The sequence below is a fragment of the Microbacterium phoenicis genome (genome assembly GCF_047302325.1).
GTDB lineage: Bacteria > Actinomycetota > Actinomycetes > Actinomycetales > Microbacteriaceae > Microbacterium.
The window spans coordinates 2562897-2588187 of sequence record NZ_CP154849.1 but is presented as its reverse complement, the minus strand read 5'-3'; the positions used below and the strand labels follow the sequence as shown (position 1 = coordinate 2588187).

Genomic DNA, 25291 nt, shown 5'->3' with positions numbered 1-25291 from the left:
CGACCAGCGTCGGCATCCGTTCCTCCACGCGGTGATCGGGCTGTGCGTGCGGCCATCAGTGCGATGTCGTCACGGTAGCGCGAGTCGGTGTCGCACGGCTTGCACTCGCTATGGTCGAGTGCCAGAATGATTTAGCACTCACTCATCCTGAGTGCCAGAACGATCCCGCTCCCAGTCCCTGGGGGCACGGTACTGAACCTCACGTCCGGGAGGGACGACACACTTATGGCAAAGATCATCGCTTTCGACGAGGAGGCCCGCCGCGGCCTCGAGCGCGGCCTCAACACCCTGGCCGACGCCGTCAAGGTGACGCTCGGCCCCCGCGGCCGCAACGTCGTGCTCGAGAAGAAGTGGGGCGCCCCCACGATCACGAACGACGGCGTGTCGATCGCCAAGGAGATCGAGCTCGACGACCCGTACGAGAAGATCGGCGCGGAGCTCGTCAAGGAGGTCGCCAAGAAGACCGACGACGTCGCCGGTGACGGCACGACGACCGCCACGGTCCTCGCCCAGGCGCTCGTGCGCGAAGGTCTGCGCAACGTCGCAGCCGGCGCCGACCCCATCTCGCTCAAGAAGGGCATCGAGAAGGCCGTCAAGGCTCTCTCCGACGAGCTGCTCGACGGCGCGAAGGAGATCGAGACCAAGGACCAGATCGCGGCGACGGCATCCATCTCGGCTGCCGACCCCGAGATCGGCGCCCTGATCGCCGAGGCCATCGACAAGGTGGGCAAGGAAGGCGTCGTCACCGTCGAGGAGTCCAACACCTTCGGCACCGAGCTCGAGCTCACCGAGGGCATGCGCTTCGACAAGGGCTACATCAACCCCTACTTCGTCACCGACGCCGACCGTCAGGAAGCCGTCTTCGAGGACCCCTACATCCTCATCGCGAACCAGAAGATCTCGAACATCAAGGACCTTCTCCCCGTCGTCGACAAGGTGATCCAGGAGGGCAAGGAGCTCCTGATCATCGCCGAGGACGTCGAGGGCGAGGCTCTCGCGACGCTCGTGCTCAACAAGATCCGCGGCATCTTCAAGTCGGCTGCCGTCAAGGCTCCCGGCTTCGGCGACCGTCGCAAGGCTCAGCTCCAGGACATCGCGATCCTCACCGGCGGCCAGGTCATCACCGAGGAGGTCGGTCTCAAGCTCGAGAACGCCACCCTCGACCTGCTCGGCCGTGCCCGCAAGGTCATCATCACCAAGGACGAGACCACGATCGTCGAGGGTGCCGGCGAGGCATCGCAGATCGAGGGTCGCGTGACCCAGATCCGCCGCGAGATCGACAACACCGACAGCGACTACGACCGCGAGAAGCTCCAGGAGCGCCTCGCGAAGCTCGCCGGTGGCGTGGCCGTCATCAAGGCGGGCGCCGCGACCGAGGTCGAGCTCAAGGAGCGCAAGCACCGCATCGAGGACGCCGTCCGCAACGCGAAGGCAGCCGTCGAGGAGGGCATCGTCCCCGGTGGTGGCGTCGCGCTCATCCAGGCCGGCGAGAAGGCGTTCGCCAAGCTGGAGCTCGTCGGTGACGAGGCGACCGGTGCGAACATCGTCAAGGTCGCCATCCAGGCGCCGCTGAAGCAGATCGCCCTCAACGCCGGCCTCGAGCCGGGCGTCGTGTCGAACAAGGTCGCCGAGCTCCCCGCGGGCCAGGGCCTGAACGCCGCGACCGGCGAGTACGTCGACATGTTCGCCGCGGGCATCATCGACCCGGCCAAGGTCACCCGCTCGGCGCTGCAGAACGCTGCGTCGATCGCCGGCCTGTTCCTCACCACAGAGGCGGTCGTCGCCGACAAGCCCGAGAAGGCGGCGGCTCCGGCCGGCGACCCGACCGGCGGCATGGACTTCTGATCCAGCGCTGACAATCAGCACGAAGGGCCCCTCCTCCGGGAGGGGCCCTTCGTCGTTCCCGGGCGCCGGATGGCCGCCGCAGCGTCCCGTGCGGAATGTCAAGGGAGCATCCGCTTCGGTGGCAGGAGTCCATTGTGGGCGGTGAGGCGTCGTCCACGCCGTGCACGGTGGCCGTCATCGCGCAGCGTCGCACGGGCCTCGTCACATCGATCCGAGGAGAGGTTCCCATGGCAGACCACGATGACTCCGCCGTCGTCGGCGACGACGCGCAATCCCCGCAGAACGGTCCGGACAGCGACGGGTCCGAGAAGCCGGGCGGCCTCGGGAAGGACGGCACCATCCCCGCTGATCCCGACGGCGTCGCCGCCGGGATCAGCGACACCCCGTCGCACTTCAACCCGGAGGAAGACGAGGACGCGTCCTGATCCACGGACGTCTGCTCCGCTCGACACGAAGGGCCCCTCCCCCGGGAGGGGCCCTTCGCCGGTCGGACACGTCAGCGGAACATGCCCGCCGCGGCCATCTCGGTCTGCGCGTACTGCTGGCCGACGGTGCCCAGCGCGGTGCTGATGTCGGCGAGGGCGGCATCCAGTTCGCGCTGGGCGGCACGCCAGCGTTCGACAACTCCCTGGAAGGCGACCGACGCGCTGCCGGTCCACGACCCCTGCAACTGGGTGAGGTGTCCGAGCATCGTGGCGGTCTCGGACTGCACCCGGTCGCCGGTGGCGCGGATCGTGGTGGTCGCGGCGAGGACGGCGTCGCTGTCGACGGTGAAGGCGGTCATGACGGTTCCTTTCGATGGGATGCCGCCACGCTAGGAGCGCGCCCTGCTCCGGCCTCACGTCGATGCGCACCCTGGGGAGGGCCCTTCCTCCCGGTCCGCTGGGGAGGAGTCCGCTCAGTCCTCGGAGCGGGGTGCCCGCGGGAGCGGCTGTGTGGCCAGGTCGACGGCTTCGCCGGCCGTGGCACGGTCCATCGCGAGGGGGAGGGATACCGTGAAGGTGGCTCCGCCGCCGGGGGTGTCGGTGACCTCGATGGTCCCGTGCAGGGTGGCGACGATGGAGGCGACGATCGACAGTCCGAGGCCGGAGCCGCCCGTCTCGCGGGTGCGGGACGAGTCGGCTCGCCAGAAGCGCTGGAAGATCTTGCTGCGGATCTGATCGGGCACACCCTCGCCGTGGTCGGCGATCGAGATCCATCCGCGGCCGGAATCGAGGTCGGCGCCGACCGACAGTTCGATGGGCGAGCCCTCGGGCGTGTACCGGCGCGCGTTGCCGAGGAGGTTGGCCACCACCTGGCGGATCCGGTTCTCGTCGCCGAGCACGATGGGGAGGACCACCTGCGGCGCGGGGATCAGGATCGGTTCCGTCTGGAGCGCCGGGGGAGGCGCGGCATCCGTCCGAGGACGACGGCGCAGCAGGCGCCCCGCGCCGGCGATCGCACCACCGCGTCGCTTCGGGGTCGGCTCCTGCGCCGTGAAGACCGCGAGCGGGATCGTCGACGTCGGGGTCTGCCCCGAGAACGTGACCTCGCGATCGGGGGAGGCGGCGCGCGCGTCGAGCGCGGCATCCCGTGCGATCGGGCGGAGGTCGACGGGGACGACCGCGATGTCCCGCTGCTCGTCGAGGCGCGCGAGGGCGAGGAGATCCTCGACGAGCGCGCCCATGCGGATCGCCTCCTTCTCGATGCGCTCCATGGCCTGGGCGGTCTGCTCCGGATCCTGGATAGCCCCCATCCGATACAGCTCGGCGTACCCGCGCACGGTCACGAGCGGAGTGCGGAGCTCGTGACTCGCGTCGCCGATGAAACGCCGCATGCGATCGACGGTCGAGTCGCGCTCACCGAGCGCCTCGTCGATGCGCTCCAGCATGACGTTGATCGCCGTCTTCAGTCGGCCGACCTCGGTGCCGGGGGCGATGTCGCTCATGCGTTGGCTGAAGTCGCCCCGGGCGATCGTCATGGCGGTGGATTCGACCTGGCCGAGTCCACGGAAGGCGAGGGTGACGAGTCCGCGCGTCAGGATCGCGCTGCAGACGATCGTGAACAGGGCCAGCACGGTGTAGATGCCGATGTAGTTGGCCACCGTCCGGTTCACGTCGTTGAGAGGCAGCGCGACGAGCTGCGTGTAGTACTCGCGCGATCCCGCGATGGGCAGCGTGTCGACGCTCGCGCGGTAGCGAACGGTTCCATCCGCCGACGTGAGGTCGAACGGAGTCGTGCCGTCGAGCACGGTCTGGTCGAGCGAGAACGTCTCCGGGAACTGCGGCGGTGCGAGCGATCCGTCGCCTCCCGCGACCGCCAGGCGTTCGCCCTCGCCCTTGCCGCTGTACACCGCGACCGAGAAGTCCGTCGGCGCCGCCGCGATGGGGGTGAAGGTCGCCCCGCCGTCGTCGAGCGTGACGTTCATCAGACTGCTGGCGATGTCGGTCGTGACCGTCTGCGTCAGCGACTGGTCCACGGCGGACAGCTGCGCGTTGCGCAGGAAGATCATCGTCCCCACGCCGGCAGCGATCATGCCGAAGGCGAGGATGCTGACGGTCACACCGGTGACTTTGGTGCGCAGGCTGAGGCCGCGCCACCAGGAGGTGACGCGGTCCTGCGATGCCGTCGGGCCCAGGGGGCACCTCCGTTCAGGCGGTGCGGTCGGCCTTCAGCATGTATCCGAAGCCGCGCTTGGTCTGGATGAGCGGTTCGGAGGAGTGCGGGTCGATCTTGCGGCGGAGGTAGGAGATGTAGCTCTCCACGATGCCGGCGTCGCCGTTGAAGTCGTACTCCCACACGTGGTCGAGGATCTGGGCTTTGCTGAGTACCCGGTTCGGGTTGAGCATCAGGTAGCGCAGGAGCTTGAACTCGGTCGGGGAGAGGTCGATCGAGGTGTCGCCGACCTGAACGTCGTGCGTGTCCTGGTCCATCGTGATCTCGCCGGCCTTGATGATCGAGTCCTCGTCGGCCTGCATCGTGCGGCGCAAGATGGCCTGGATGCGCGCGACGATCTCGTCGAGGCTGAAGGGCTTGGTGACGTAGTCGTCACCGCCGGAGTTGAGGCCCTCGATCTTGTCCTCGGTGGCGTCCTTCGCCGTCAGGAAGAGGATGGGCGCCGTGTAGCCCGCTCCGCGGAGACGCTTGGTCACGCTGAACCCGTTCATGTCGGGGAGCATGACGTCGAGGATGATCAGGTCGGGTTCTTCTTCGAGGACGGCCGAGATGGTCTGGGCGCCGTTCGCGACGGCACGGACCTGGTATCCGGCGAACCGGAGGCTCGTGACGAGCAGATCCCGGATGTTCGGCTCGTCGTCCACGACGAGGATGCGTGCAGCGGTCATGAGCCCATACTGGCACCGGAATCGATCGGTTTGCTGGACATTCCGATCCCGGGTCGCTCAAGGGTACGATCACGTCCCGCGGTGAGACAGGATGGAACGGTGACTGTTCCGCAGCCCGTCCCCGTTCCCCACCGCGCCGCGCCGGCCCTTCCCGCCGACACCACCGGCCCGGGCGCCGCCTTCCACCGCTTGCTGTTCGCGCGTCAACGCCGAGGCTGGTGGACGCCCTTGGCGACGGGGGCGATCGGCGTCGTGCTGTACCTCATCGTGTCCACGGTGATCGGGTTCGTCTTCGCGCTGACCCTCTTCGCGTCGGACCCGTCCGCGGACGTCTACGCGCTTCTGGATCGGTTGGTGACGATCGACGTCACCGATCCGCTCGGGCTCGCTGTCATCCTGCTGTCGCTCGCGGTGATGTGGCCGATCTACCTGCTGTCGTCGTTCCTCGTGAACGGGCGGCGCGTCGGCTTCCTCTCGTCGGTCGCCGGATCGCTCCGGTGGAGGTGGCTGCTGCTGTGCGCGGGCGCCGCCGTCGTCGTGTACATCGTCATCTCCGCGCTCTCCTTCCTCCTGCCGGCAGAGGAAGGATCGGGGGGCACGCTCGTTCCGCCGCAGGACAATCCCGCCTTCGTGGCATCCCTCGTCATCGTCCTGATCCTCGTCCCGTTCCAGGCGACCGCCGAGGAATACGTCTTCCGCGGGTACCTCATGCAGACGGTCGGACGCTGGCTGAAGCACCCCGCGTGGTCGATCCTGTTGCCGGTGCCGCTGTTCGTGCTGGGGCACGTGTACGACTGGGCCGGCCAGGTCAGCGTCGGGGTGTTCGCCATCGCCGCCGGGTGGCTCACGTGGCGGACCGGGGGCCTCGAGGCCGCGATCGCGCTGCACGTCGTCAACAACCTCGCCGCGTTCGGGTTCTCGGTGTTCGGTCTCAGCGATGCGGCTGCGACCGACACGAGCGTCGTGAGCCTGGTGTCGTCGGTGGTGATGATCGGCGCGTTCGTGGGAGTCGTCGAGTGGCTCTGGCGCCGTGGCGACGGGCGTCGCACGCTGCGGATCACGCCCGCACCCGAACCCGTGCAGGCTCCGCCCGTGTACGCCGGCGCGTACCCTCCCGTGTACGGTCAGCCCCCGGTCTACGGTCAGGCGCCCGTGTACGGTCAGCCGCCGGTCTACGGACAGTCGCCTGTCTACGGTCAGCCCCCCGTCTACGGTCAGGCGCCGGGCTACGGTCAGCCGCCTGTCTACGGCCAGCCGCCTGTCTACGGCCAGCCTCCCGTGTACGGTCAGCCGGTGGACCCCGCGCCCGCGCCGACACCGCCGGCGGCACCCTACGACGGTCCGCCGCTGCAGCCGCATCAGGCGCCCCGGTGGGGCGAATACGCGCCTGCGCCCGACGCCACACCCGCGCCCGAGCGGTCTGCCACGGCGGACCCGGCGCCGTCCGGTCCCGCCGACAGCGGGTCGGCCGGGTCCGGGACGGATGCCGGTGGTTCCGACGGGTCGCCCGGCTCGTCCTCGTCGGACTGAGCCGGGCGGTCAGGCCGCCAGCAGGTTGTCGGCGTCGAGGATCGTGTAGCTGTACCCCTGCTCGGCGAGGAACCGCTGGCGGTTCTGGGCGAAGTCCTGGTCGACCGTGTCGCGCGCGATGAGCGTGTAGAAGCTCGCCTTGTGTCCGTTCGACTTCGGACGCAGGAGGCGGCCGAGGCGCTGCGCCTCTTCCTGTCGGGAGCCGAACGAGCCCGAGACCTGGATGGCGACGGACGCGTCGGGCAGGTCGATCGAGAAGTTCGCGACCTTCGACACGACGAGCACCGGGATGCGGGCGTGCCGGAAGGCGTCGAACAGCTCCTCGCGCTCGTCCACAGGGGTGGAGCCGGTGATCTTCGGTGCGCCGAGCTCCTCCGAGAGGATGTCGATCTGGTCGAGGTACTGGCCGATCACGAGGATCTGCTCGCCCTCGTGCTTCGCGACGAGGTCGCGGACGACGTCGATCTTCGCGTGCGCGGTCGCGGCGAGGCGGTAGCGCTCGTCGTCGGCCGACGCCGCGTACTCGAGCCGGTCGGATGCCGGCAGGTCGATGCGGACCTCGTAGCAGACGGCGGGGGAGATGAAGCCCTGAGCCTCGATCTCCTTCCACGGGGCGTCGAAGCGCTTGGGACCGATGAGACTGAAGACGTCGCCCTCGCGGCCGTCCTCTCGGACGAGCGTCGCGGTGAGGCCGAGTCGGCGACGCGCCTGCAGGTCGGCGGTCAGCTTGAAGACGGGCGCGGGGAGCAGATGCACCTCGTCGTACACGATGAGGCCCCAGTCGAGCGCGTCGAGGAGCGCGAGGTGGGCGTACTCGCCCTTCCGCTTCGCCGTGAGGATCTGGTACGTCGCGATCGTGACGGGCTTCACCTCCTTGGACTGACCGGAGTACTCGCCGATCTCGTCGGGGGTGAGCGAGGTGCGCTTGAGCAGCTCGTCGCGCCACTGGCGGGCGCTGACCGTGTTCGTTACGAGGATCAGGGTCGTCGTCTTCGTGTCGGCCATCGCCGCGGCGCCCACGAGCGTCTTGCCCGCACCACAGGGGAGGACGACGACGCCGGAGCCGCCCTCGCTGAAGATGTCGACGGCCTTCCGCTGATACGGGCGCAGCGTCCAGCCGTCCTCGTGCAGCTCGATCTCGTGCGGGGTGCCGGGCGTGAAGCCGGCGTGGTCCTCGGCGGGCCAGCCGATCTTCAGCAGCTCCTGCTTGATCTGGCCTCTCGCCCACGCATCGATGACGTACGTCTCCGGGGTCGGGTGCGCGATGAGGAGGGGCTGGATGCGTCGGTTCCGGGCGATCTCGGCGAGCACCGGCTTGTCGGTGGAGCGGAGGATCAGCGTCCCCTCGTCGTCGCGTTCGATGACGAGGCGTCCGTAGCGGCCGACGGTCTCGCGGATGTCGATCGAGACGGACGGCGGGACCGGGAACTTCGCCCACCGTTCGAGGGTGGCGAGCATGTCCTCGGCGTCATGCCCCGCGGCCCGCGCATTCCACAGCCCGAGCCGGGTGATCCGGTAGGTGTGGATGTGTTCGGGCGCGCGCTCGAGTTCCGCGAAGATCGCGAGTTCGTGTCGCGCGTTCTCCGCGTCGGGGTGAGCCACTTCGAGCAGTACCGTGCGGTCGCTCTGGACGATGAGGGGGCCGTTAGCCATAACGGACGAGTCTACCGGCCCCGGCGCCTACACCGGCCGGACGCTCACGATGCTCGACAACGGCAGGGTCCGTTCGACGTCGGCCGCGCGGTCGCGTCCGCGCAGGCGACCGCCGCCGAGTCCGGCGGCTTCGAGGGTCACGTCGCGGGTGGAGCCGTCGGGCATCCGGATCGTGATGTCGATCGTCGCGCGGGTGCGGACCGCCTGCTCGAGCTCTCGTTCGAGCCAGGCGGCATCCGCGTCGTCGGACAGACTGGCCCGCAGCGTCTCGATCAGTGGACGGTAGCGTTCGGATGCCGAGGTCTCGGGTGCCGCGCTCTCGGCGATGTCGTGGCGGCCGGGAGATCGGGGCGCGCCGTCGGCATCCACCGCGAGAACCGGATACCGGGCGTCGGCGAGCATCCAGAACGTGGTGTCGACGCTCGTGCGGGTCACGAGGTCCTCTCCGTCGGCGACGAGTCCGAGGGGGCGCAGAGCCTGGTCGACGTTGATCGCCTCGAGCAGGTCGCGTTGACCCGACAGTCGCGTGTAGCCCTGCCGGTCGGGGCCGACGCGCAGGGTGCCGTGGCGGGTCGCGGCGCGCTCGATCTCATACGCGAGCGGCTGCGGGACGCCGGTGAGGGACAGTTCGGTGAGAAATCCGGTGAGGGATGCCGCGGTCTCGCCGGCGGCGAAGGCGGCGCCGATCGTCTCGGCGGTGAACCGGTAGGTGGCAGCCTGGGCACGCGACTCCCGGCGCGCGGTGGTGCGCAGGCGCAGATCGAGGCGAGGCTCGAGAGGGCCGGGGGCGATGGCCGTCAGGTCGTTCTGGAGGTAGACCTTGTCGACCTCGTGGGGGAGCAGGGCGCGGAGCGCGTCGGCGTCGGCATGCGTCCCGACTGCGAGTCCCGCGGCCCACGTGGGCGGCCTCCCATCGGGGGCGAGCACGGCCCAGTGCACGAGCATCGCGACCAGGCGCCGGACCCGGTCCGGCCAGGCAGGGTCGAAGGGGTACGCCCCCGGCCACTCCGTCAGCGGACGCCACCCTCCCGCGGCGGAGCGCAGGGCGGAGGGCAGCCGGTCGCGCAGGTGCCCGGCGACCTCGAGCCAGCGCTCGACCGTGCGGGTGCCGAGCCACGTCGACCCGGCGTCGGTGACCGTCCAGCTGCGTTCCGAGCCCGCGAGGAGTCCCGCCTCTTCGGCGATCCCGACGAGGATGTCGGCGTCGTCGGGGCTCGCGGCTGCACCGGCATCGACGAGGCGACGGCGGTCGCCGGCGCTGAGGGCGCCGGAGCCGATCCGCGCGAGCGGAGTGCGCGTGGCGGAGTGGAGGATGTCGGCGAGCGAGGCGGCGGCGTCGAACGCTCGCTCGGCGCTCGCGGCATCCGATTCATCCGTTCCCGTGATCACCGGTGCGGCGTCGACGGTCGCCGCTGATGCGAGGGCTGCGGCCACCGCGTCATAGGGGGTTCCGTCTTCGTCCGTCAGCGCGCGTGCGGCGAGGGCTTTGCGCAGCGTCGCGTCCACCGGCGTCCCGGTCTCGAGGGCGTCGCGCAGCGCGGCCGCCTCGACGTCCGAGACCTCGGCGAGGGCGCGGTGCAGCTGGGCAGGGTCGAGCAGTCCGTCGGCCGCGTCGAAGAAGTCCGTCCAGGACGTATGGGGAGCGACGTGCCGTGCATCGAGCAGGGCGGCCAGGGCATCCGGATCGAGTGTCGCGAGCCGGGTCGCGAGGGCACGAGCGTCGGAGGCGGTCACGTCAACGGCCCTTGTTGGCCCGTCCCCTTCGCACGAACGTCATGATCAGCAATGCGAGCAGCAGCGCGAAGGCCACCGGCGGTGCGACGTAGACGATGAGGCTCACCACGGGCCAGGCGCCGGTAGCGAAGTCCTCCTGCTTCAGCCCGACGGGGCCGGAGGCGATGATGATCGCGAAGAAGCAGACGACCGAGAGCACCAGAAGACCCAAGGACATGAACGCCAGGATGCGGTCGATGCGTCGAAAGGGAAGGTCGCCGGCCGGGGGCGGAGTGCTCATCCGATCAGAGTAGCGGCTCGCCGCGGTGTCGTAGTCTGGTGGTCGGGGCTGAGACGGTCCCACTTTTCCATGCCCGCACGCGGGCCGAGCAGCGAGGTTCGACACATGCCCACCGGCAAGGTCAGGTTCTACGACGAGGCGAAGGGATTCGGCTTCATCACCGGCGACGACGGTCAGGACGTCTTCCTGCACGCGACCGCGCTCCCCGCCGGGACCACCACGATGAAGCCCGGCACGCGCCTGGAGTTCGGCGTCGCCGACGGCCGCCGCGGGCTGCAGGCGCTCGCCGTTCGGGTGCTCGACGCTCCCGTCAGCCTCAGCAAGCGCAATCGCAAGCCCGCCGACGACATGGCGGTCATCATCGAGGACCTCGTCAAACTGCTCGACGGCATCGGCGGGGACCTCCGCCACGGCCGGTACCCGAGCGGCGCGCACGGCAAGAAGGTAGCCGCTGTGCTCCGCAAGGTCGCTGATGACCTCGATGCCTGAGTCCCCGGAGGACGTCGAGTCTGCGGAGCCCGTCGAGGCCGCCGCGTCTGCAGCGCCGACGGATGCCGCCGAGGCCGACGACGCCGCTGAGGTGGCCGAGACCGCCGACACCGCCGAGGTTGCCGAAACTGCCGAGGACGTCGAGACCGACGTCATCGGCGAATCGTCCGAGCCGGCGGAATCGGAGTCCGCTCCGACCGACCCGCGGTTGTTCGAGGCCTACGACCTCGCGCGCGCCGCGCTCCTCGAGGTGACTCCCGAAGCGACCGTCGGCGAAGCCGCCGGGTATCTCATCGAAGACGGTGGTGTCGTCTCGCTCCGCTTCTCGAACCGGATGGCCGGGTATCCGGGCTGGTTCTGGACCGTCAGCGTCGCGGTCGTCGAGGGGTCCGAGCCCACCGTGCTCGAAGTGGAACTCCTGCCCGGCGACGGCGCGCTGCTCGCGCCCGAATGGCTGCCGTGGGCGGAACGACTCGCTGAGTATCAGGCCGCTCAGGCGGCAAGCGACGAGGACGAATCCGACGACGACGCGGACGATGACGACGCGGACGAGGACGACGCCGAGGACCTCGACGCGAGCGACTTCGACAGCGACGGATCGCCGATCCTGCATGCGGGCGACGTGGACGGCGTCGACATCGACGAGCTCGATCAGACTGCGGATGACGAGGAGTCGGACGGCGAAGAGTCCGACGACGCGGACGATGAGTCCGACGACGACGGTGAGTCGCTGCGCGAGTACTGACGCGCGGCATCCGCTCTCACACGAACGCGGCCCCGGGGATCACTCCTCGGGGCCGCGTTCGTCGTGCGGGGTCAGTCGGCGAGGTGCTCGACCGTGTAGTCGATGGCCTTGATGAGCTGACGCACGTCGTCGGGCTCGATCGAGACGAAGGTCGCGACGCGCAGCTGGTTGCGGCCGAGCTTGCGGTACGGCTCGGTGTCGACGATGCCGTTCGCGCGCAGGCTTTTCGCGACGGCGGCCGCATCGACCGAGTCGTCGAAGTCGATCGTGACGACGACGGGGGAGCGGTCGGCGGGGTCGGCGACGAACGGCGTCGCGAAGGACGCGGCATCCGCCCACTCGTACAGAGCGCCGGAGGACTCCGCCGTCCGGGCACCGGCCCAGGCGAGCCCGCCGTTGTCATTGATCCACTGCAGCTGGGTGTCGAGCAGTTGCAGCGTCGCGACGGCCGGCGTGTTGAGGGTCTGCTGCAGGCGCGAGTTGTCGAGCGCGTTCTTCAGGCTCAGGAACTCGGGGATGTACCGGCCGGATGCCGCGACCCGCTCGATCCGCTCGATGGCGGCCGGCGACACCGCGGCATACCAGAGACCGCCGTCGGAGCCGAGGTTCTTCTGCGGCGCGAAGTAGTAGACATCGGCCTCGGCGATGTCGATGTCTATGCCGCCGGCGGCGCTCGTGGCGTCGATCACGGTGAGGGCGCCGGCGTCGCCGTGGACGCGCGTGATCGCGGTCGCGACACCCGTGGAGGTCTCGTTGTGCGCCCAGGCGTAGACGTCGACGCCCTCGACGGCCTCGGGCGTCGCGCTCGTGCCGGGCTCGGCGCGGCGCACGTCGGGCGCCTCGAGCCAGGGTGCGGCGGCGGCCGCGGCGAACTTGCCGCCGAACTCGCCGAACACGAGGTTCTGCGCGCGCTTCTCGATCAGGCCGAAGGCCGCGGCATCCCAGAAGGCGGTCGAACCGCCGTTGCCGAGGATGATCTCGTACCCCTCGGGAAGGCGGAACAGGTCGGCGAGCCCGGTGCGGGTGCGGGCGACGAGGTCCTTGACCGGTGCCTGGCGGTGGGAGGTGCCGAACAGCGACGCCCCCTGGGTGACGAGCGCTTCGAGCTGCTCGGCACGGACCTTGGACGGGCCGCATCCGAAGCGTCCGTCGACGGGCAGGAACTCGCGGGGGAGGGTCACAGTCGCCATGCCGAGAAGTCTAGGGCGCGGGCCTCGGCGGTTCCGGTCGCATGACGCCCCGCGACCGGATGCCGGATAGGCTGGGAAAGCATTGTCTCCCGCGCGAAAAGGGCTTTGATGACCGACCTCATCGACACCACCGAGATGTACCTGCGCACCATCCTCGAGCTCGAGGAAGAGGGCATCACGCCCCTGCGCGCCCGCATCTCGGAGCGTCTCGGGCACTCCGGCCCGACGGTGTCGCAGACCATCGGGCGCATGGAGCGCGACGGCCTCGTCGTCGTGTCGGAGGATCGCACGCTCGAGCTCACCGACCCGGGGCGCCAGAAGGCGGTCGACGTCATGCGCAAGCACCGCCTCGCCGAGCGCCTGCTGTCGGACGTCATCGGTCTCGACTGGGCGTACGTGCACGAAGAGGCCTGTCGCTGGGAACACGTCATGAGCGAGCTCGTCGAGCGTCGTCTCATCGAGCTGCTCGACCACCCGACCGAATCGCCGTACGGCAATCCGATCCCCGGGCTCGATCAGCTGGGCGATGTCCCCGCCAACGCGTTCGACAACGGAGTCGTCGGTCTCGTGCGTCGGCTCAACGACGCCGGCGGCCCCGTGACGGGCAGCATCCGCCGGCTCGCGGAGCCCATGCAGGTCGATCCGGAACTCCTCACGCAGTTGCGAGACGCCGGCGTCGTGCCGGGGCGCACCGGGTCGTTCCGGTTCAACGAGGGCTACGTCCTGGTCGAGATGGACGACGTCGACGAGGCGCTCGAGCTGCCTGTGGAGGTCGCTTCGCACATCTTCGTCGTGGACGCCCGCGAGATCTGACGGGTCGTCCCATCGCCCTTCCGCAAGGGCGAGAGCGTGACTTATTCGTTACCTTCCGGTAGCCTCGGATGGTCCACCGGCGAGAAGCCCGCCTCGGACCGCTCCGCGAGTTGCCTTCCCGGCTCGTCATTCGCGAAGTGCCCCCTACATCCGTGCCCGACATGGAGTGCCGACGAGCCAGCATCCAGACCCCCCGGATGCGGAGGCGCTGGAGGACAGCTTGGCTGAAGAGTTCCACCCGTCGAACGAGATTTCTGAGGCATCGACGGCCACCCGAAAAGGTCGTCTGAGCAGACGGTTCGCCGCGAAGGCGCCCGCCACCCGTTCGACGGCATCCCGCCCTCACCCCGTCCGCAGTTTCGTGACCGTCGCCGCCGTTGCCGGCATGGTCGCCACCGTGGCCATCCCCGCCTTCGCTGCGGCCGACCGCGGCGACGTCGCCGAGGCTCAGACCCTGCAGCAAGCCTCCGCGGACGACGCGCAGTCGCTCGTCGTCGCCTCGGAGGGGAGCCCCGAGACCCTCGAGCGCGGCGGTTACTCCGCCACGACGCCCGAGGAGATCCAGAAGGCCAAGGCGAAGGAAGCCGCTGAGAAGGCGGCGAAGGCCGCTCTCGCAGCCCGACTCGCGTCGGCCTCCTCGTCGTCGAAGGCGTCGACGTCCTCGAGCTTCTCGAACTCCGTGCCGCTCGTGTCGCCCGGCTCGGGCACGGTCCGCCGTCCGCTCGCGCGCTTCGACAACTTCGGCACCCCTTACGCCGGCCACAAGGGAACCGACTACATGGTCGGCCGCGGTGAGCCGATCTACTCCGTCGCCGACGGCACCGTCGTCGCCTCGTCCGAATCCGGACCGGGCTGGGGCGTGTACGTGAAGATCGCCCACAACATCGGCGGCGTGCGGGTCACCTCGCTGTACGCGCACATGGACTGGGGCACGCGCCGCGTCCAGGTGGGCGACACGGTCTCCGCCGGCCAGCTGATCGGCCAGGTCGGCGACACCGGACGCGCGTTCGGCACCCACCTCCACCTGGAGATCCGCATCAACAACGGATACACCAACGCGGAGTCGTGGCTGCAGGCCAACGCCGGCTGACGACACACAGCTGCTGTTCTGCTGTTGTTCGCCCTGAGGCATCCCGGGGTGTAATACCCTGACCCCGACGCTCGTTCGAGCCGAGGGGAGCCGCATGGACATCCAACCCCGCATTCGCAACCGGAATGCGCTAGGTCGGCATGTGCTGCGGCATCGTGTGCACGATTGCCACGACGTCGGTCGTGCGAAAAAGGCGCTGTCTTCATGACGGCGCCTTTTTCGTACCCGCACCCCTCTCGACCCGCACCGCGTCGACGACACGGAAGGCCGCTGAAGCCGTCTCGGCCGTTCGAGAGGACACCCCTATGCGCACTCTGGTGCTGAATGCAGGCTACGAACCCCTGGCCGTCATCTCCTTCAAACGAGCCCTGGTGCTCGTCATGATGGAGAAGGCGACCATCATCGAGCGTGTCGACGAGGATCCCGTCTGGGGCACTCGCGACGTATACGATCGGCCGGCCGTCATCGTGCTGACCCGGTACGTGCGGATCCCCGCGTCGCGCCGGGTCCCGGTCACGCGGCGGGGAGTGCTCCGTCGCGACGGGAACCGGTGCGCGTACTGCGGCAAGGGTGCGACGACGATCGATCACGTGCTTCCGCGGTCCCGCGGAGGCGCTGATTCGTGGGAGAACCTGGTCGCCGCATGCCTGCGCTGCAACAACCTGAAGGGTGACCGCACGCCGCAGGAGATGCACTGGGAGCTGCGATGGATGCCGCAACCGCCCCGCGGCGCCGGCTGGCGTGTGCGCGGCGCTGAGCGCGCGGACCCCGCATGGGAGCCGTACCTGGCGCTCGCGGCGTAGCGGTGCGGGCCGCCCCGCGCGGCGTCAGGCCGTTGCGCCCTCGTGCGCCACGCGGCGCGGGCGCAGGGTGAACGCGAGCAGCACGACGAACGCGCCCGCGATCGGGTAGACGATCAGCGCGGTCCGCAGGTCGGTCTGCTCGGCGAGCAGGCCGACGGCGGGTGGTGCGAAGAGGAAGCCGAGGCGCATGAGCCAGGCGACGAACGTGAGTCCCGACCCTGCACGCAGGCCCGGCATCTCGTCCGCGGCGTGCATCGCCGCGGGCACGATCGTCGCCGACCCGAAGCCGGCGGCCGCGAGCCCGATGATCGTGCCGGGGATGGTCGGGAAGGCGAGCGCGAGACCGAGGCCGAGCGCGATCAGGATGCCGCCTGCCCGCGCGACGGCCACGGAGCCGAAGCGGTCGGTGAAGCGATCGCCGAGGATCCGTCCGACGAACTGCGCGCCGATGAGGGCGATGTAGCCCGTCGCGGCGATCGCACCGATCGCACCGAGGGAGTCGGAGAGGTACAGCGTCGACCACGAGCTGCCGAGGTCCTCGACCATGGCGCCTGCGATCGCGATGACGACGAGCGCCGCGAGCAGCGCGACCGTGCGGATGCCGGGCCGCACCGCCGGGACGACGGGCGCCGCGCCGGCGGTGTCGTCGAGCGACCGCTCGCCGGTGCGCGGCAGGCAGAATCGCCACGCGATGAGGGCGGATGCCGAGAACACCACGCCGGCGATCGCGAGGTGCACGGGCACGGGGACGCCCAGCGCGATGGCGCCGGCCGCCATCGCGCCGCCGAGGACGGCGCCGACGGACCAGATCGCGTGGAGGGAGTTGATGATGGAGCGGCCGAATCGGCGCTGCACCTCGAGGCCATGGGTGTTCTGTCCGACGTCGACGATGGCGTCGAGCGCGCCACCGAGGAACATCGGGATCGCGAACAGGATCGCGGTGGGCGCGAAGCCCGCAGACAGCAGGGCGATCGCGATGAGGACGGTGCCGACGGCGGCGACCGGGGCGGAGCCGAACCGGCGCATCAGGGGCGCCGCGAGGAGCCCGAGGATGAACGAGCCGAGCGGCCACGCCGCGAGCAGCAGACCGTAGACGGCGGTGTCGACGCCGAGCGTCTCTTTGATCTCCGGCAGCCGAGGGACGATGTTCGCGAAGAGGGCGCCGTTCGTGAGGAACAGGGCGGAGACCGCGAGGCGAGCGCGGCGGACCTCGGGAGGGACGACGGTGGGCATGCGTACGATCGTACACTCCTTGTGTACGATCGTACGCAAGGAATGGAGGGCACATGTCTACCGACTACTTCGCCGGAGATGCGCGCACGAATCGCGAACGGATGCTGGCGGGCGAGCTGTACATCGCCGACGACCCCGAGAGTGCTCGCATCGCGCGCAAGGCCGTGGTGCTCAGCGACGCCTATCACCGCGCGGTCATCGCCGGAGAAGAGGGGGCCCGTGGCATCCTGAGCGACCTCGTCGGCACCCTCGGGCCGGACGTCGAGATCAAGCCGCCGCTGTTCGTCGACTACGGCGAGAACATCCACGTCGGTGCGCGGACCTTCATCAACTACAACCTGACCGCGCTCGACGTCGCCCCGATCGTGATCGGGGAGGACTGCCAGCTCGGTCCGAATGTGCAGCTGCTCACTCCGACGCACCCGATCGCCCCGCAGCCGCGACGCGACAAGCTCGAGGCGGCGAAGCCGATCACGCTCGGTGACAACGTGTGGCTCGGCGGCGGCGTCATCGTGTGCCCGGGCGTGACGATCGGCGACAACTCCGTGATCGGGGCGGGATCGGTCGTGACGCGCGATATCCCGGCGAACGTCGTCGCGGTCGGCAACCCCGCCCGCGTGATCCGTGAGATCGGCGATGACGACCGCGGCTGATCCCCGGCCGCGACGGTCGGATCCCGAGCGCCGCGACCGCATCGTCAACGCGTGCCTCGACGTGATCGCGGAATCCGGCGTTGCGGGAGCGTCCGCGAGACGCATCGCCGCCGCCGCGGACGTGCCGCTCGGGTCGGTGACCTATCACTTCGCGACGATGGATGCTCTTCTGCGCGAGGCGTTCACCCGCTTCAGTGAGACCGTCAGCAACAGGTTCGTCGCCCGCATGGCCGAGGCGCAGACGAGGGATGCCGCGGTGACGGCCGTCGTCGAGCTCATCGAGTTCGACGTACTGGCCGACCGCGGCGAGCTCGTCCTCACGCACGAGCTCTACACGCTCGCCGCGCACGATCCCGGCTTCCGGTCGCTGACGAACGCGTGGATGGCTCGGAGTCGGGCGGCGCTCGAGGCGCACTTCGACGCGGCGACCGCCCGCATCCTGGACGCCCTCATCGAGGGGCTGACGATCCACCGCGCCCTCGACATCGAGGCGCCGCCGGTCGGGACGGCCGCCGACGCGGTGCGCCGGGTGACCGGCTGATCAGCTGCCGGATTCGACCCACGCGTACGGCAGGAACTTGCCGTCGATCGTGATGACGACGCGGTCGCCGTCGGGGTGCGGGACACGGTCGAGCGAGATGCTGCAGTTGATGGCGCTCATGATGCCGTCGCCGAACCGGTCGTGGATGAGCGCCTTCAGCGCGGGGCCGTAGACCTGCACGAGCTCGTGGAAGCGGTAGATCGTGGGATCGCTCGACAGGTCGGCCTCGCCCGCACGGTTCGGCTGACGCGTGAGGGCGTGGACGATCTGCTCGTCGAGGCCCAGGGCGTCGCCGAGACGGGCGGCTTCGACGTCGGACAGCGCGTGCATGCCGAGGACGGCGGCGGCGGTCCACACCGGCGGACGGCCGATGAGCTCGCTGACGGCGTCCCACGAGAGGCCGCTCGTGCGTCGTGCCTCGTCGATCAGTGCGCCGGCGGTCTGCTTGCTGATGATCTGGGGGAGTGCCATCGGGACGTCCTCTCGTCGGGGTTCGTCTCATCGGACCAGTCGCGGCGGGTGGCCGGACAGGAAGAACGCGCACGGATGCCGGCGTTCCGCGCACGTGTGACACGGTCGAAACGCGCGCGACGCGGCGGGGCAAAGCGGGGTCTCTAGCGTGGGCGCATGGCGGCGGTGGAGGAGTGGATGCACGCGGTGGTGGATGCCGTGCCTCAGCCGCTGTGGGTCATCGGACCCGGTGGGACCGTCGCCCACCTGAACGCCGCCGCGGGCCACCTGCTCGGCTACGCCGACGCCCGTGGACTCGTCGGCGAGCCCAGTCACGAGGCGCTGCACGCCTGCCGCCCCGACGGTTCCGCCTATCCCGCGCACGAATGCCCGATCGTCCATGCGTCCGCGCACGGCGGCGATCCGCACGGGTTCGAGGTCTTCGTCACGAGCGCGGGCCGGCCGGTCGACGTCGCCTGGCGGGTGGCCGAGCTGCCGCTGCCGGAGCACCGGCTGCTGTCGTTCGCCGCGCAGCCGGGTGTGCCGGTCGCGAGGGGTGTGCCCACGGCATCCGCTCTGCGTGCGCAGATCGCCGCGCGTCACCGCGACCCGGAGTTCGGCGTCGACGTGCTCGCGCGCGACGCCCACGTGTCGGTGCGCACCGTGCAGGCCGTGCTGGGGCGGGCGGGGGAGAGTCCCGCCGCGCTCATCCGCGAGCAGCGGCTGGCGTCTGCGGAGGTGCTGCTGCGCGACGGGATGCCGGTGGCCGCCGCCGGGTACGCCGCGGGCTTCCGCGACCCGGGCACCTTCGCGCGGGCGTTCCGGCGCCGGTTCGGTGTGGCGCCCGGGGTGGTCGCGCGCGCGGCGGGCTGAGGGAAGCCATCCGCTCGTTCGGCATGGTGGGAGAGCCGGCGCAGGGCCCGATGTCGGAACCCGTGTGTATCTTCGAACTCGACCGCTTGAGTCACTCGAACAAAGCTTCTACCATGTCGAGGTGAGATCCATCGTGCGCAACACCGCTACTGCCCAAGAGGTGCAGCGGCTGCGCGCGCAGATGGCGCAGATCCAGGGGCGCAAGCTCGATGCGCCGCCTCTTCCCACCCATCCTGCCCTGGCTGAGCTGCTGCCGGGCGGGGGACTGCGCCCCGGATCGTCGTACGCGATCGGCGGTTCGATGTCGCTGCTGTTCGGTCTGCTGGCGCAGCCGTCGCAGACGGGCAGCTGGTGCGGGGTGGTGGGGATGCCGGGGTTCGGCGCCGAGGCGGCCGAGAAGGCGGGCGTCGACCTGTCGCACCTCGTACTGATCCCCGAGCCGGGGCCGCGCTGGCTCGCGGTCACCGCGACGATCGCGGACGTGCTGCCGGTCGTCGCGGTGCGTCCACCGTCGCGAGCGAAGGATGCCGAGGTCTCGCGGCTCGCGGCGCGCATGCGCGAGCGCGGCGTGGTGCTGCTCGTGCAGGGGCCGTGGCCGCAGACCGAGGCGATGATCGATGTGACGGATGCCCGCTGGTCGGGCCTCGGCGACGGCTACGGTGTGCTGTCGGATCGGGAGCTGACCGTGACGGTGTCGAGCCGGCGCTTTCCGGTACCGCGGTCGTCGCGGATGCTGCTGCCCGCTCCCGACGGGGCGATCGCGGTGCGCGAGCAGCCCGTCGCCCCCGTGGTCGACCTGCCGATGCGGGCGGTGAGCTGATGGATCCCGCGCTCGTCGACACCGGCACCGAGCCGGTCCGCAGCCTCGTCGTGTGGGTGCCGGACTGGCCGGTCGTCGCGCTCGCCCGCGAGGGGCTCGCCGAGGCCGAGGGGCCCATCGCCGTCTTTGCGAAGGGGATGGTCGCCGCGACCTCCCCGGCCGCGCGCGCCGACGGGGTGCGGCGGGGGATGCGGCGCCGCGACGCGCAGGCGCGGTGCCCGCAGCTGCAGGTCGTCGACGCCGACGAGGCGCGCGACCATCGCACGTTCGCGCCGCTCATCGCCCGGCTCGAGGAGATCGCCCCCGGCGTGCAGCTGCGTGAGCCGGGACTGTGCGCGCTGCGGGTGAAGGGACCGGCCCGGTTCTACGGCGGCGAGGCGGGAGCTGCGACGGCGCTCACCGGCGCGCTCGCCGAGCTCGGCCTGCACGACGTGCGTGCGGGAGTGGGCGACGGTCCGTTCACGGCGGAGCAGGCCGCCCGCACCACCGGCCCGGACGCGCCGATGCGGATCGTGCCGCCGGGTGCGGCGGCCGCGTTCCTCTCGCCCCTGCCGGTGACGGCGCTCGAAGACGAGGCGGTTGCGAGCCTGTTCGCGCGCCTCGGCATCCACACCCTCGGTCAGCTCGCCGCCCTGCCGCCTGCCCGGCTCGTCGAACGACTCGGTCCCCGCGGGGCGCGGCTGCACGCGCTCGCGTCGGGGCTCGACTCGCAGCCGGTGCAACCGCGCACGCCGCCGCCCGAACTCGAGCGTGAGGTGAGCTTCGAGCCGCCGCTCGAGATCGCCGACCAGGTGGCGTTCGGCATCCGACTCGCGGCGGAGCAGTTCATCTCAGGGCTCGGCGCCGTCGACCTCGTCTGCACCGAGCTGCGCGTCGCGCTGACGGGCGACCGCGGCGACCACAGCGAGCGGGTGTGGCTGCATCCGGGCGCGTTCGACGCTGCAGCCGTCGTCGACCGGGTGCGCTGGCAGCTCGCCGAGCGGGGGCTCCGGAGCGCGGTCGCGAAGGTGCGGATCGCGCCTGAGAAGGTGGACGCGGCATCCCATCACGTGACGGGGCTGTTCGGCTCGGGGCCCGAAGAGCGCGTGCACTCGGCGCTCTCGCGCGTGCAGGCGATGCTCGGGCACACCGGCGTCGTCACGCCGCAGGTCGGCGGCGGGCGCTGGCTCGCCGAGCGGCAGGTGCTCGTGCCGTGGGGCGATCGTGCCGTGATCGCCGAGCGGGCGCGGCCATGGCCGGGGAGCCTGCCCGACCCGCTGCCGGCGACTGTGTTCCCTGAGCCGGTGCCGGTCGCCGTCATCGACCGCGACGACGACATGGTCGCCGTCGACGGACGCGGTGAGCTGACGGCCGAGCCGATCGCACTGATCCTGCCGGGAGCGCCCGATGCGTCGGGGGCGCGGAAGCCCCGGCATCCGCGTCGCATCGACTCGTGGGCAGGACCGTGGCCCGTCATGGAGCGGGGGTGGGATGCCGCCCGTGCCCGTCGCGCGCACCGGTTCCAGATCGTCGACGAGGCGCAGACGGCCTGGCTGCTGGTCTGCGAAGAGGGCGTCTGGCACGCCGAGGGCAGGTACGACTGATGGGCTGGGGCAACAATCCGTCGGTCTCGTGGTCGGAGATGGAACGGATCCTCAGCGACCGCCGGCGACCCGAGGGGGCTCCGGCGGGTACCGACGGCGGCGACAGTCCGGCGTGGTCGCACAAGCGGGGGACGTACCGCACGCCCGAGATCGAGCGGCCGACCGACGCCGTGCCGTACGCCGAGCTGCACGCGCACTCGTCGTTCTCGTTCCTCGACGGGGCGTCCTCGCCCGAGGACCTCGTCGAAGAGGCGGAGCGGCTGGGCCTTCACGCCCTCGCGATCACCGACCACGACGGGTTCTACGGCATCGTCCGATTCGCCGAGGCGGCCGAGCACCTGCAGCTGCAGACCGTCTTCGGGGCGGAGCTGTCGCTGGGGCTGCCCGGCCCGCAGAGCGGCGAGCCCGATCCGCACGGCCGGCACCTGCTCGTGCTCGCGCGCGGCGAGGAGGGGTACCACCGGCTCGCCGCCGCGATCACGCACGCGCAGCTGTCGGGCGGTGAGAAGGGGCGACCGGTCTACGACCTGCACGACCTCGCCGACCGGGCCGGCGGGCACTGGCAGGTGCTGACCGGATGCCGCAAGGGCGCCGTCCGGCAGGCGCTCGCCGCCGACGGTCCGGCCGCCGCGGCGTACGAGCTCGACCGGCTCGTCGACCTCTTCGGGCCCGAGCGGGTCGACGTCGAGCTCATCGACCAGGGGGCGCCCAGCGACTCGCGTGACAACGACGTGCTCGCCGCGCTCGCCACCGAGCGCGGGCTCCCGGTGGTCGCGACGAACAACGTGCACTACGCCGTGCCCGAGAAGGTGCACCTCGCGGCGGCGGTCGCGGCGGTGCGGGCGAACCGCGGGCTCGACGAGCTCGACGGCTGGCTGCCGTCGCACGCGAGCGCCCACCTGCGTTCGGGCGCCGAGATGGCTCGCCGGTTCCGGCGGTACCCGGGGGCGATCGAGCGCACGGTCGAGCTCGCCGACGCGCTCGCGTTCCCGCTGCGGCGCGCGAAGCCCGCGCTGCCGAAGATGCAGGTGCCCGAGGGGCACACGCCGATGACGTGGCTGCGGCACCTGGTGTGGGAGGCGGTGCCCCGCAAGTATCCGGATGCCACCGACGCGAACCGGGCACGCATCGAGAAGGAGCTGGGGGTCATCGAGCAGAAAGACTTCCCGGGCTACTTCCTCATCGTGCACGGCATCGTGCAAGAGGCGCGGCGCCGCGGCATCCTCTGCCAGGGGCGCGGATCCGCCGCGAACAGTGCCGTCTGCTACCTGCTCGACATCACGGCGATCGACTCGATCTTCTACGACCTGCCGTTCGAGCGGTTCCTGTCGGCCCTCCGCGACGAGGAGCCCGACATCGACGTCGACTTCGACTCGGACCGGCGCGAGGAGATCATCCAGTGGGTCTACGAGACCTACGGGCGCGAGCGCGCGGCGCAGGTCGCGAACGTCATCCAATACCGGCCGAAGAACGCGATCCGCGACATGGCGAAGGCGCTCGGGCACTCGCCGGGGCAGCAGGATGCCTGGTCGAAGCAGGTCGAGCGGTGGGGCGCGTCGCTCGACACTCCGCCCGACCACGACATCCCCGAGCGGGTGGTCGCCTACGCGGGTGAGCTGCTGAAAGCGCCTCGACACCTCGGCATCCACTCCGGCGGAATGGTGCTGACCGATCGGCCGGTCGGCGAGGTCGTGCCGATCGAGCACGCGCGCATGGAGAACCGCACCGTCATCCAGTGGGACAAGGACGACGCCGCGTGGATGGGGCTCGTGAAGTTCGACCTGCTCGGGCTCGGGATGCTCGCCGCCCTGCAGTACTGCTTCGACATGATCGCGGCGGCGACGGGGGAGCAGTGGTCCCTCGACGCGATGCCCAAGGAGGAGGCCGCGGTCTACGACATGCTGTGCCGCGCCGATTCGATCGGGGTGTTCCAGGTCGAGTCCCGCGCGCAGATGGGACTGCTGCCGCGCCTGCAGCCGCGGAAGTTCTACGACCTCGTGGTCGAGATCGCCCTCATCCGGCCGGGGCCGATCCAGGGCGGCGCGGTGCACCCGTTCGTGCGGCGCAAGCTCGGTGATGAGCCGATCACGTATGCGCACCCGAAGCTCAAGCCGGTGCTGGAGCGGACGCTCGGCATCCCGGTGTTCCAGGAGCAGCTCATGCAGATGGGCATGGCGATCGGCGATCTGTCGGGAGAGGATGCCGACCTGCTGCGCCGCGCGATGGGCTCGAAGCGCGGCATCGAGCGGATCGATTCGCTGAAGAAGAAGCTGTACGAGGGGATGGCGCGCAACGGTCTGACCGGCAAGGCGGCTGACGACATCTACGTCAAGATCCAGGCGTTCGCGAACTTCGGCTTCGCCGAGAGTCACTCGCTGTCGTTCGGGCTGCTCGTGTACGCGTCGTCGTGGCTGAAGCTGCACTACCCGGCAGCGTTCCTCGCGGCGCTGCTGCGCGCGCAGCCCATGGGCTTCTACTCGCCCGCGACCCTGACCGCCGACGCGCGGCGGCACGGGGTCGAGGTGCGCCGGCCGGACCTGCATGCCTCGGGGGTGGACGCGGGGCTCGAGCCGGTGGCGGTGTCGGTTCGGGAGGAGATGACGGGTCCCGAGGAGGGTTTCCGGGGTGTCGCTCCTCGGGAAGCGTCATCTCCTCGGTTCTCGGTGGGAGTGGATGCCGGGGCCGCGCACGGCGCTGCCGCGGGGATCGGCCTTCGCGAGGACGTGTCGGGCGGGATTTCTCCTCGGGAGCGCAGATCTCCGCTGGAAGGCCGGGATGCCGGGGCTCCCGGTTCAAGCGATGCCTCCGGCACCGCGCACCGTCGCCCGCCGACGGGCCGGGACTCGTGCGCCGACCGCATCCAGCCGCCCGTGCCGGAGTTCGACCGGTCGCTGCCGGACGAGTCTGCGGCGCATCGGCGCGACGGGAACTTCGCGGTGCGGCTGGGGCTCGCGTCGATTACGGGCATCGGAGTGCCGCTGGCGACGAGGATCGTGGCGGAGCGGGAGGCATCCGGTCCGTACCGGGACCTGCGTGACCTCGTGCGGCGCACCGGCGCGACGGCGGCGCAGCTCGAGGCGATGTCGACGGCGGGCGCGTTCGAGAGCCTCGGGATCACGCGGCGCGAGGGCATCTGGCTGGCGGGGGATGCCGCGCAGGACCGGCAGGAGTTCCTCGAGGGCTCGCTCGTGTCGGTGCAGCCGCCGCTGTTCCCCGATCAGTCGAGCTACGACGTGCTCGCCGCGGATCTGTGGGCGACGGGGGTGTCGGCCGACGACCATCCGCTGACGCACTACCGATCGCAGCTCGATGCGCGGGGGGTGATCACCTCGCGCGGCATGCGCGAGCACGAGGTCGGTCGGCGCATCGAGGTCGCGGGTCTGGTGACGCACCGGCAGCGGCCGGCGACGGCATCCGGGATCACGTTCCTCAACCTCGAGGACGAGCACGGCGTCATGAACGTGATCTGCTCGGTCGGGGTGTGGAACAGGTACCGCCGCATCCTGCGCGACAGCCCGGCGCTCATCGCTCGCGGCATGCTCGAGCGGTCTCCGGAGGGCGTGACGAACCTCGTCGCCGACGGATTCGAGGATCTGCGGGTGGGGGTGACGCACCGGTCGAGGGACTTCCAGTGACCTGCCCG

The 25291-nt window shown here is 70.5% G+C and carries 23 protein-coding genes; 14 read left to right on the top strand and 9 right to left on the bottom strand.

Going from position 1 to position 25291, the window contains the following annotated elements:
* The first annotated feature begins 225 nt into the window (after window positions 1-225).
* Window positions 226-1845 carry a chaperonin GroEL gene (groL, locus tag ABCU91_RS12635; protein WP_406923742.1) on the top strand — a complete coding sequence of 540 codons (1620 nt, stop codon included), beginning with the start codon at window positions 226-228 and terminating at the stop codon, window positions 1843-1845.
* Window positions 1846-2072: 227 nt separating this feature from the next.
* Window positions 2073-2270 (top strand): hypothetical protein, encoded by a 198-nt coding sequence (locus ABCU91_RS12630; RefSeq protein ID WP_406923743.1) that lies wholly within the window; start codon window positions 2073-2075, stop codon window positions 2268-2270.
* 71 nt (window positions 2271-2341) lie between these two features.
* Here the strand turns inward: ABCU91_RS12630 and ABCU91_RS12625 are convergent, their stop codons facing one another.
* The 3 genes from ABCU91_RS12625 to ABCU91_RS12615 all read right to left on the bottom strand — a co-directional run bounded on the left by ABCU91_RS12625 (window position 2342) and on the right by ABCU91_RS12615 (window position 5168).
* Window positions 2342-2629, bottom strand: coding sequence for a WXG100 family type VII secretion target (locus tag ABCU91_RS12625; protein WP_406923744.1), 288 nt, complete (start codon window positions 2627-2629; stop codon window positions 2342-2344).
* A 114-nt stretch (window positions 2630-2743) separates the two neighbouring features.
* Entirely contained in the window at window positions 2744-4387 is a 1644-nt protein-coding gene (locus ABCU91_RS12620) for a sensor histidine kinase (RefSeq protein WP_413353954.1), read from the bottom strand.
* A gap of 88 nt (window positions 4388-4475) precedes the next feature.
* Entirely contained in the window at window positions 4476-5168 is a 693-nt protein-coding gene (locus ABCU91_RS12615; protein WP_091355396.1) for a response regulator transcription factor, read from the bottom strand.
* 99 nt (window positions 5169-5267) lie between these two features.
* On the opposite strand from ABCU91_RS12615, the gene ABCU91_RS12610 reads away from it, so the two are divergent.
* Window positions 5268-6698: a type II CAAX prenyl endopeptidase Rce1 family protein gene (locus tag ABCU91_RS12610; RefSeq protein WP_413353953.1), complete on the top strand. Its 1431-nt coding sequence runs from the start codon at window positions 5268-5270 to the stop codon at window positions 6696-6698.
* Window positions 6699-6707: 9 nt separating this feature from the next.
* On the opposite strand, the gene ABCU91_RS12605 is transcribed toward ABCU91_RS12610, so the two are convergent.
* The 3 genes from ABCU91_RS12605 to ABCU91_RS12595 are packed head-to-tail and all read right to left on the bottom strand — an operon-like array spanning window position 6708 to window position 10365.
* Window positions 6708-8351, bottom strand: coding sequence for a DNA repair helicase XPB (locus ABCU91_RS12605; RefSeq protein WP_307461942.1), 1644 nt, complete (start codon window positions 8349-8351; stop codon window positions 6708-6710).
* Between the two features lie 27 nt (window positions 8352-8378).
* The gene (locus tag ABCU91_RS12600) at window positions 8379-10085 is read right to left on the bottom strand and encodes a helicase-associated domain-containing protein (RefSeq protein WP_413353952.1); all 1707 of its coding nucleotides are present in this window, start codon (window positions 10083-10085) and stop codon (window positions 8379-8381) included.
* A gap of 1 nt (window position 10086) precedes the next feature.
* Window positions 10087-10365 (bottom strand): multidrug ABC transporter ATPase, encoded by a 279-nt coding sequence (locus tag ABCU91_RS12595; RefSeq protein ID WP_307461936.1) that lies wholly within the window; start codon window positions 10363-10365, stop codon window positions 10087-10089.
* Window positions 10366-10470: 105 nt separating this feature from the next.
* Here ABCU91_RS12595 and ABCU91_RS12590 point away from each other — a divergent pair, with 105 nt between their 5' ends.
* Complete coding sequence (locus tag ABCU91_RS12590; protein WP_065570028.1) at window positions 10471-10854, top strand: cold-shock protein; 384 nt, start codon at window positions 10471-10473, stop codon at window positions 10852-10854.
* Window positions 10847-11599, top strand: a complete 753-nt coding sequence (locus tag ABCU91_RS12585; protein ID WP_413353951.1) for a DUF3027 domain-containing protein — start codon at window positions 10847-10849, stop codon at window positions 11597-11599. Before ABCU91_RS12590 ends, ABCU91_RS12585 begins: the two co-directional genes overlap by 8 nt.
* 71 nt (window positions 11600-11670) lie before the next feature.
* Here ABCU91_RS12585 and serC read toward each other — a convergent pair whose 3' ends face one another.
* Window positions 11671-12789: a phosphoserine transaminase gene (gene serC / locus ABCU91_RS12580; RefSeq protein ID WP_406923749.1), complete on the bottom strand. Its 1119-nt coding sequence runs from the start codon at window positions 12787-12789 to the stop codon at window positions 11671-11673.
* Between the two features lie 108 nt (window positions 12790-12897).
* Between serC and ABCU91_RS12575 the strand changes: the two genes are divergently transcribed.
* The 3 genes from ABCU91_RS12575 (at window position 12898) to ABCU91_RS12565 (ending at window position 15495) form a co-directional block, all read left to right on the top strand.
* Window positions 12898-13602 (top strand): metal-dependent transcriptional regulator, encoded by a 705-nt coding sequence (locus ABCU91_RS12575; RefSeq protein ID WP_091355375.1) that lies wholly within the window; start codon window positions 12898-12900, stop codon window positions 13600-13602.
* Between the two features lie 361 nt (window positions 13603-13963).
* The gene (locus ABCU91_RS12570; RefSeq protein ID WP_413353950.1) at window positions 13964-14692 is read left to right on the top strand and encodes a M23 family metallopeptidase; all 729 of its coding nucleotides are present in this window, start codon (window positions 13964-13966) and stop codon (window positions 14690-14692) included.
* Window positions 14693-14997: 305 nt separating this feature from the next.
* Complete coding sequence (locus ABCU91_RS12565) at window positions 14998-15495, top strand: HNH endonuclease (protein ID WP_413353949.1); 498 nt, start codon at window positions 14998-15000, stop codon at window positions 15493-15495.
* 24 nt (window positions 15496-15519) lie between these two features.
* Here ABCU91_RS12565 and ABCU91_RS12560 read toward each other — a convergent pair whose 3' ends face one another.
* A complete protein-coding gene (locus ABCU91_RS12560) occupies window positions 15520-16728 on the bottom strand; it encodes an MFS transporter (RefSeq protein ID WP_413353948.1) in 1209 nt (402 codons plus the stop codon).
* 53 nt (window positions 16729-16781) lie between these two features.
* Here ABCU91_RS12560 and ABCU91_RS12555 point away from each other — a divergent pair, with 53 nt between their 5' ends.
* Together ABCU91_RS12555 and ABCU91_RS12550 are read left to right on the top strand one after the other, a co-directional pair.
* Window positions 16782-17381: a sugar O-acetyltransferase gene (locus ABCU91_RS12555; protein ID WP_413353947.1), complete on the top strand. Its 600-nt coding sequence runs from the start codon at window positions 16782-16784 to the stop codon at window positions 17379-17381.
* The gene (locus ABCU91_RS12550; RefSeq protein ID WP_413353946.1) at window positions 17365-17922 is read left to right on the top strand and encodes a TetR/AcrR family transcriptional regulator; all 558 of its coding nucleotides are present in this window, start codon (window positions 17365-17367) and stop codon (window positions 17920-17922) included. The genes ABCU91_RS12555 and ABCU91_RS12550 overlap by 17 nt, the downstream gene beginning before the upstream one ends.
* On the opposite strand, the gene cynS is transcribed toward ABCU91_RS12550, so the two are convergent.
* Complete coding sequence (cynS, locus tag ABCU91_RS12545; RefSeq protein WP_413353944.1) at window positions 17923-18393, bottom strand: cyanase; 471 nt, start codon at window positions 18391-18393, stop codon at window positions 17923-17925.
* A 156-nt stretch (window positions 18394-18549) separates the two neighbouring features.
* On the opposite strand from cynS, the gene ABCU91_RS12540 reads away from it, so the two are divergent.
* From ABCU91_RS12540 to ABCU91_RS12525, 4 genes are all read left to right on the top strand, one after another.
* The gene (locus ABCU91_RS12540) at window positions 18550-19245 is read left to right on the top strand and encodes a helix-turn-helix domain-containing protein (protein ID WP_413353942.1); all 696 of its coding nucleotides are present in this window, start codon (window positions 18550-18552) and stop codon (window positions 19243-19245) included.
* A gap of 133 nt (window positions 19246-19378) precedes the next feature.
* Window positions 19379-20065 (top strand): hypothetical protein, encoded by a 687-nt coding sequence (locus tag ABCU91_RS12535; RefSeq protein WP_413355408.1) that lies wholly within the window; start codon window positions 19379-19381, stop codon window positions 20063-20065.
* A complete protein-coding gene (locus tag ABCU91_RS12530) occupies window positions 20065-21648 on the top strand; it encodes a DNA polymerase Y family protein (protein ID WP_413353940.1) in 1584 nt (527 codons plus the stop codon). Before ABCU91_RS12535 ends, ABCU91_RS12530 begins: the two co-directional genes overlap by 1 nt.
* The gene (locus ABCU91_RS12525) at window positions 21648-25283 is read left to right on the top strand and encodes an error-prone DNA polymerase (RefSeq protein ID WP_413353938.1); all 3636 of its coding nucleotides are present in this window, start codon (window positions 21648-21650) and stop codon (window positions 25281-25283) included. Before ABCU91_RS12530 ends, ABCU91_RS12525 begins: the two co-directional genes overlap by 1 nt.
* Window positions 25284-25291: the final 8 nt, after the last annotated feature.

What these genes read in the sequence shown, in the direction of transcription:
- ABCU91_RS12560 (WP_413353948.1), bottom strand. Translation starts at nt 16,728, where the DNA reads ATGCCCACCGTCGTCCCTCCCGAGGTCCGCCGCGCTCGCCTCGCGGTC.
- ABCU91_RS12625 (WP_406923744.1), bottom strand. Translation starts at nt 2,629, where the DNA reads ATGACCGCCTTCACCGTCGACAGCGACGCCGTCCTCGCCGCGACCACC.
- ABCU91_RS12590 (WP_065570028.1), top strand. Translation starts at nt 10,471, where the DNA reads ATGCCCACCGGCAAGGTCAGGTTCTACGACGAGGCGAAGGGATTCGGC.
- ABCU91_RS12575 (WP_091355375.1), top strand. Translation starts at nt 12,898, where the DNA reads ATGACCGACCTCATCGACACCACCGAGATGTACCTGCGCACCATCCTC.
- ABCU91_RS12525 (WP_413353938.1), top strand. Translation starts at nt 21,648, where the DNA reads ATGGGCTGGGGCAACAATCCGTCGGTCTCGTGGTCGGAGATGGAACGG.
- groL (WP_406923742.1), top strand. Translation starts at nt 226, where the DNA reads ATGGCAAAGATCATCGCTTTCGACGAGGAGGCCCGCCGCGGCCTCGAG.
- ABCU91_RS12615 (WP_091355396.1), bottom strand. Translation starts at nt 5,168, where the DNA reads ATGACCGCTGCACGCATCCTCGTCGTGGACGACGAGCCGAACATCCGG.
- serC (WP_406923749.1), bottom strand. Translation starts at nt 12,789, where the DNA reads ATGGCGACTGTGACCCTCCCCCGCGAGTTCCTGCCCGTCGACGGACGC.
- ABCU91_RS12550 (WP_413353946.1), top strand. Translation starts at nt 17,365, where the DNA reads ATGACGACCGCGGCTGATCCCCGGCCGCGACGGTCGGATCCCGAGCGC.
- ABCU91_RS12605 (WP_307461942.1), bottom strand. Translation starts at nt 8,351, where the DNA reads ATGGCTAACGGCCCCCTCATCGTCCAGAGCGACCGCACGGTACTGCTC.
- cynS (WP_413353944.1), bottom strand. Translation starts at nt 18,393, where the DNA reads ATGGCACTCCCCCAGATCATCAGCAAGCAGACCGCCGGCGCACTGATC.
- ABCU91_RS12555 (WP_413353947.1), top strand. Translation starts at nt 16,782, where the DNA reads ATGTCTACCGACTACTTCGCCGGAGATGCGCGCACGAATCGCGAACGG.
- ABCU91_RS12630 (WP_406923743.1), top strand. Translation starts at nt 2,073, where the DNA reads ATGGCAGACCACGATGACTCCGCCGTCGTCGGCGACGACGCGCAATCC.
- ABCU91_RS12540 (WP_413353942.1), top strand. Translation starts at nt 18,550, where the DNA reads ATGGCGGCGGTGGAGGAGTGGATGCACGCGGTGGTGGATGCCGTGCCT.
- ABCU91_RS12585 (WP_413353951.1), top strand. Translation starts at nt 10,847, where the DNA reads ATGCCTGAGTCCCCGGAGGACGTCGAGTCTGCGGAGCCCGTCGAGGCC.
- ABCU91_RS12565 (WP_413353949.1), top strand. Translation starts at nt 14,998, where the DNA reads ATGCGCACTCTGGTGCTGAATGCAGGCTACGAACCCCTGGCCGTCATC.
- ABCU91_RS12530 (WP_413353940.1), top strand. Translation starts at nt 20,065, where the DNA reads ATGGATCCCGCGCTCGTCGACACCGGCACCGAGCCGGTCCGCAGCCTC.
- ABCU91_RS12595 (WP_307461936.1), bottom strand. Translation starts at nt 10,365, where the DNA reads ATGAGCACTCCGCCCCCGGCCGGCGACCTTCCCTTTCGACGCATCGAC.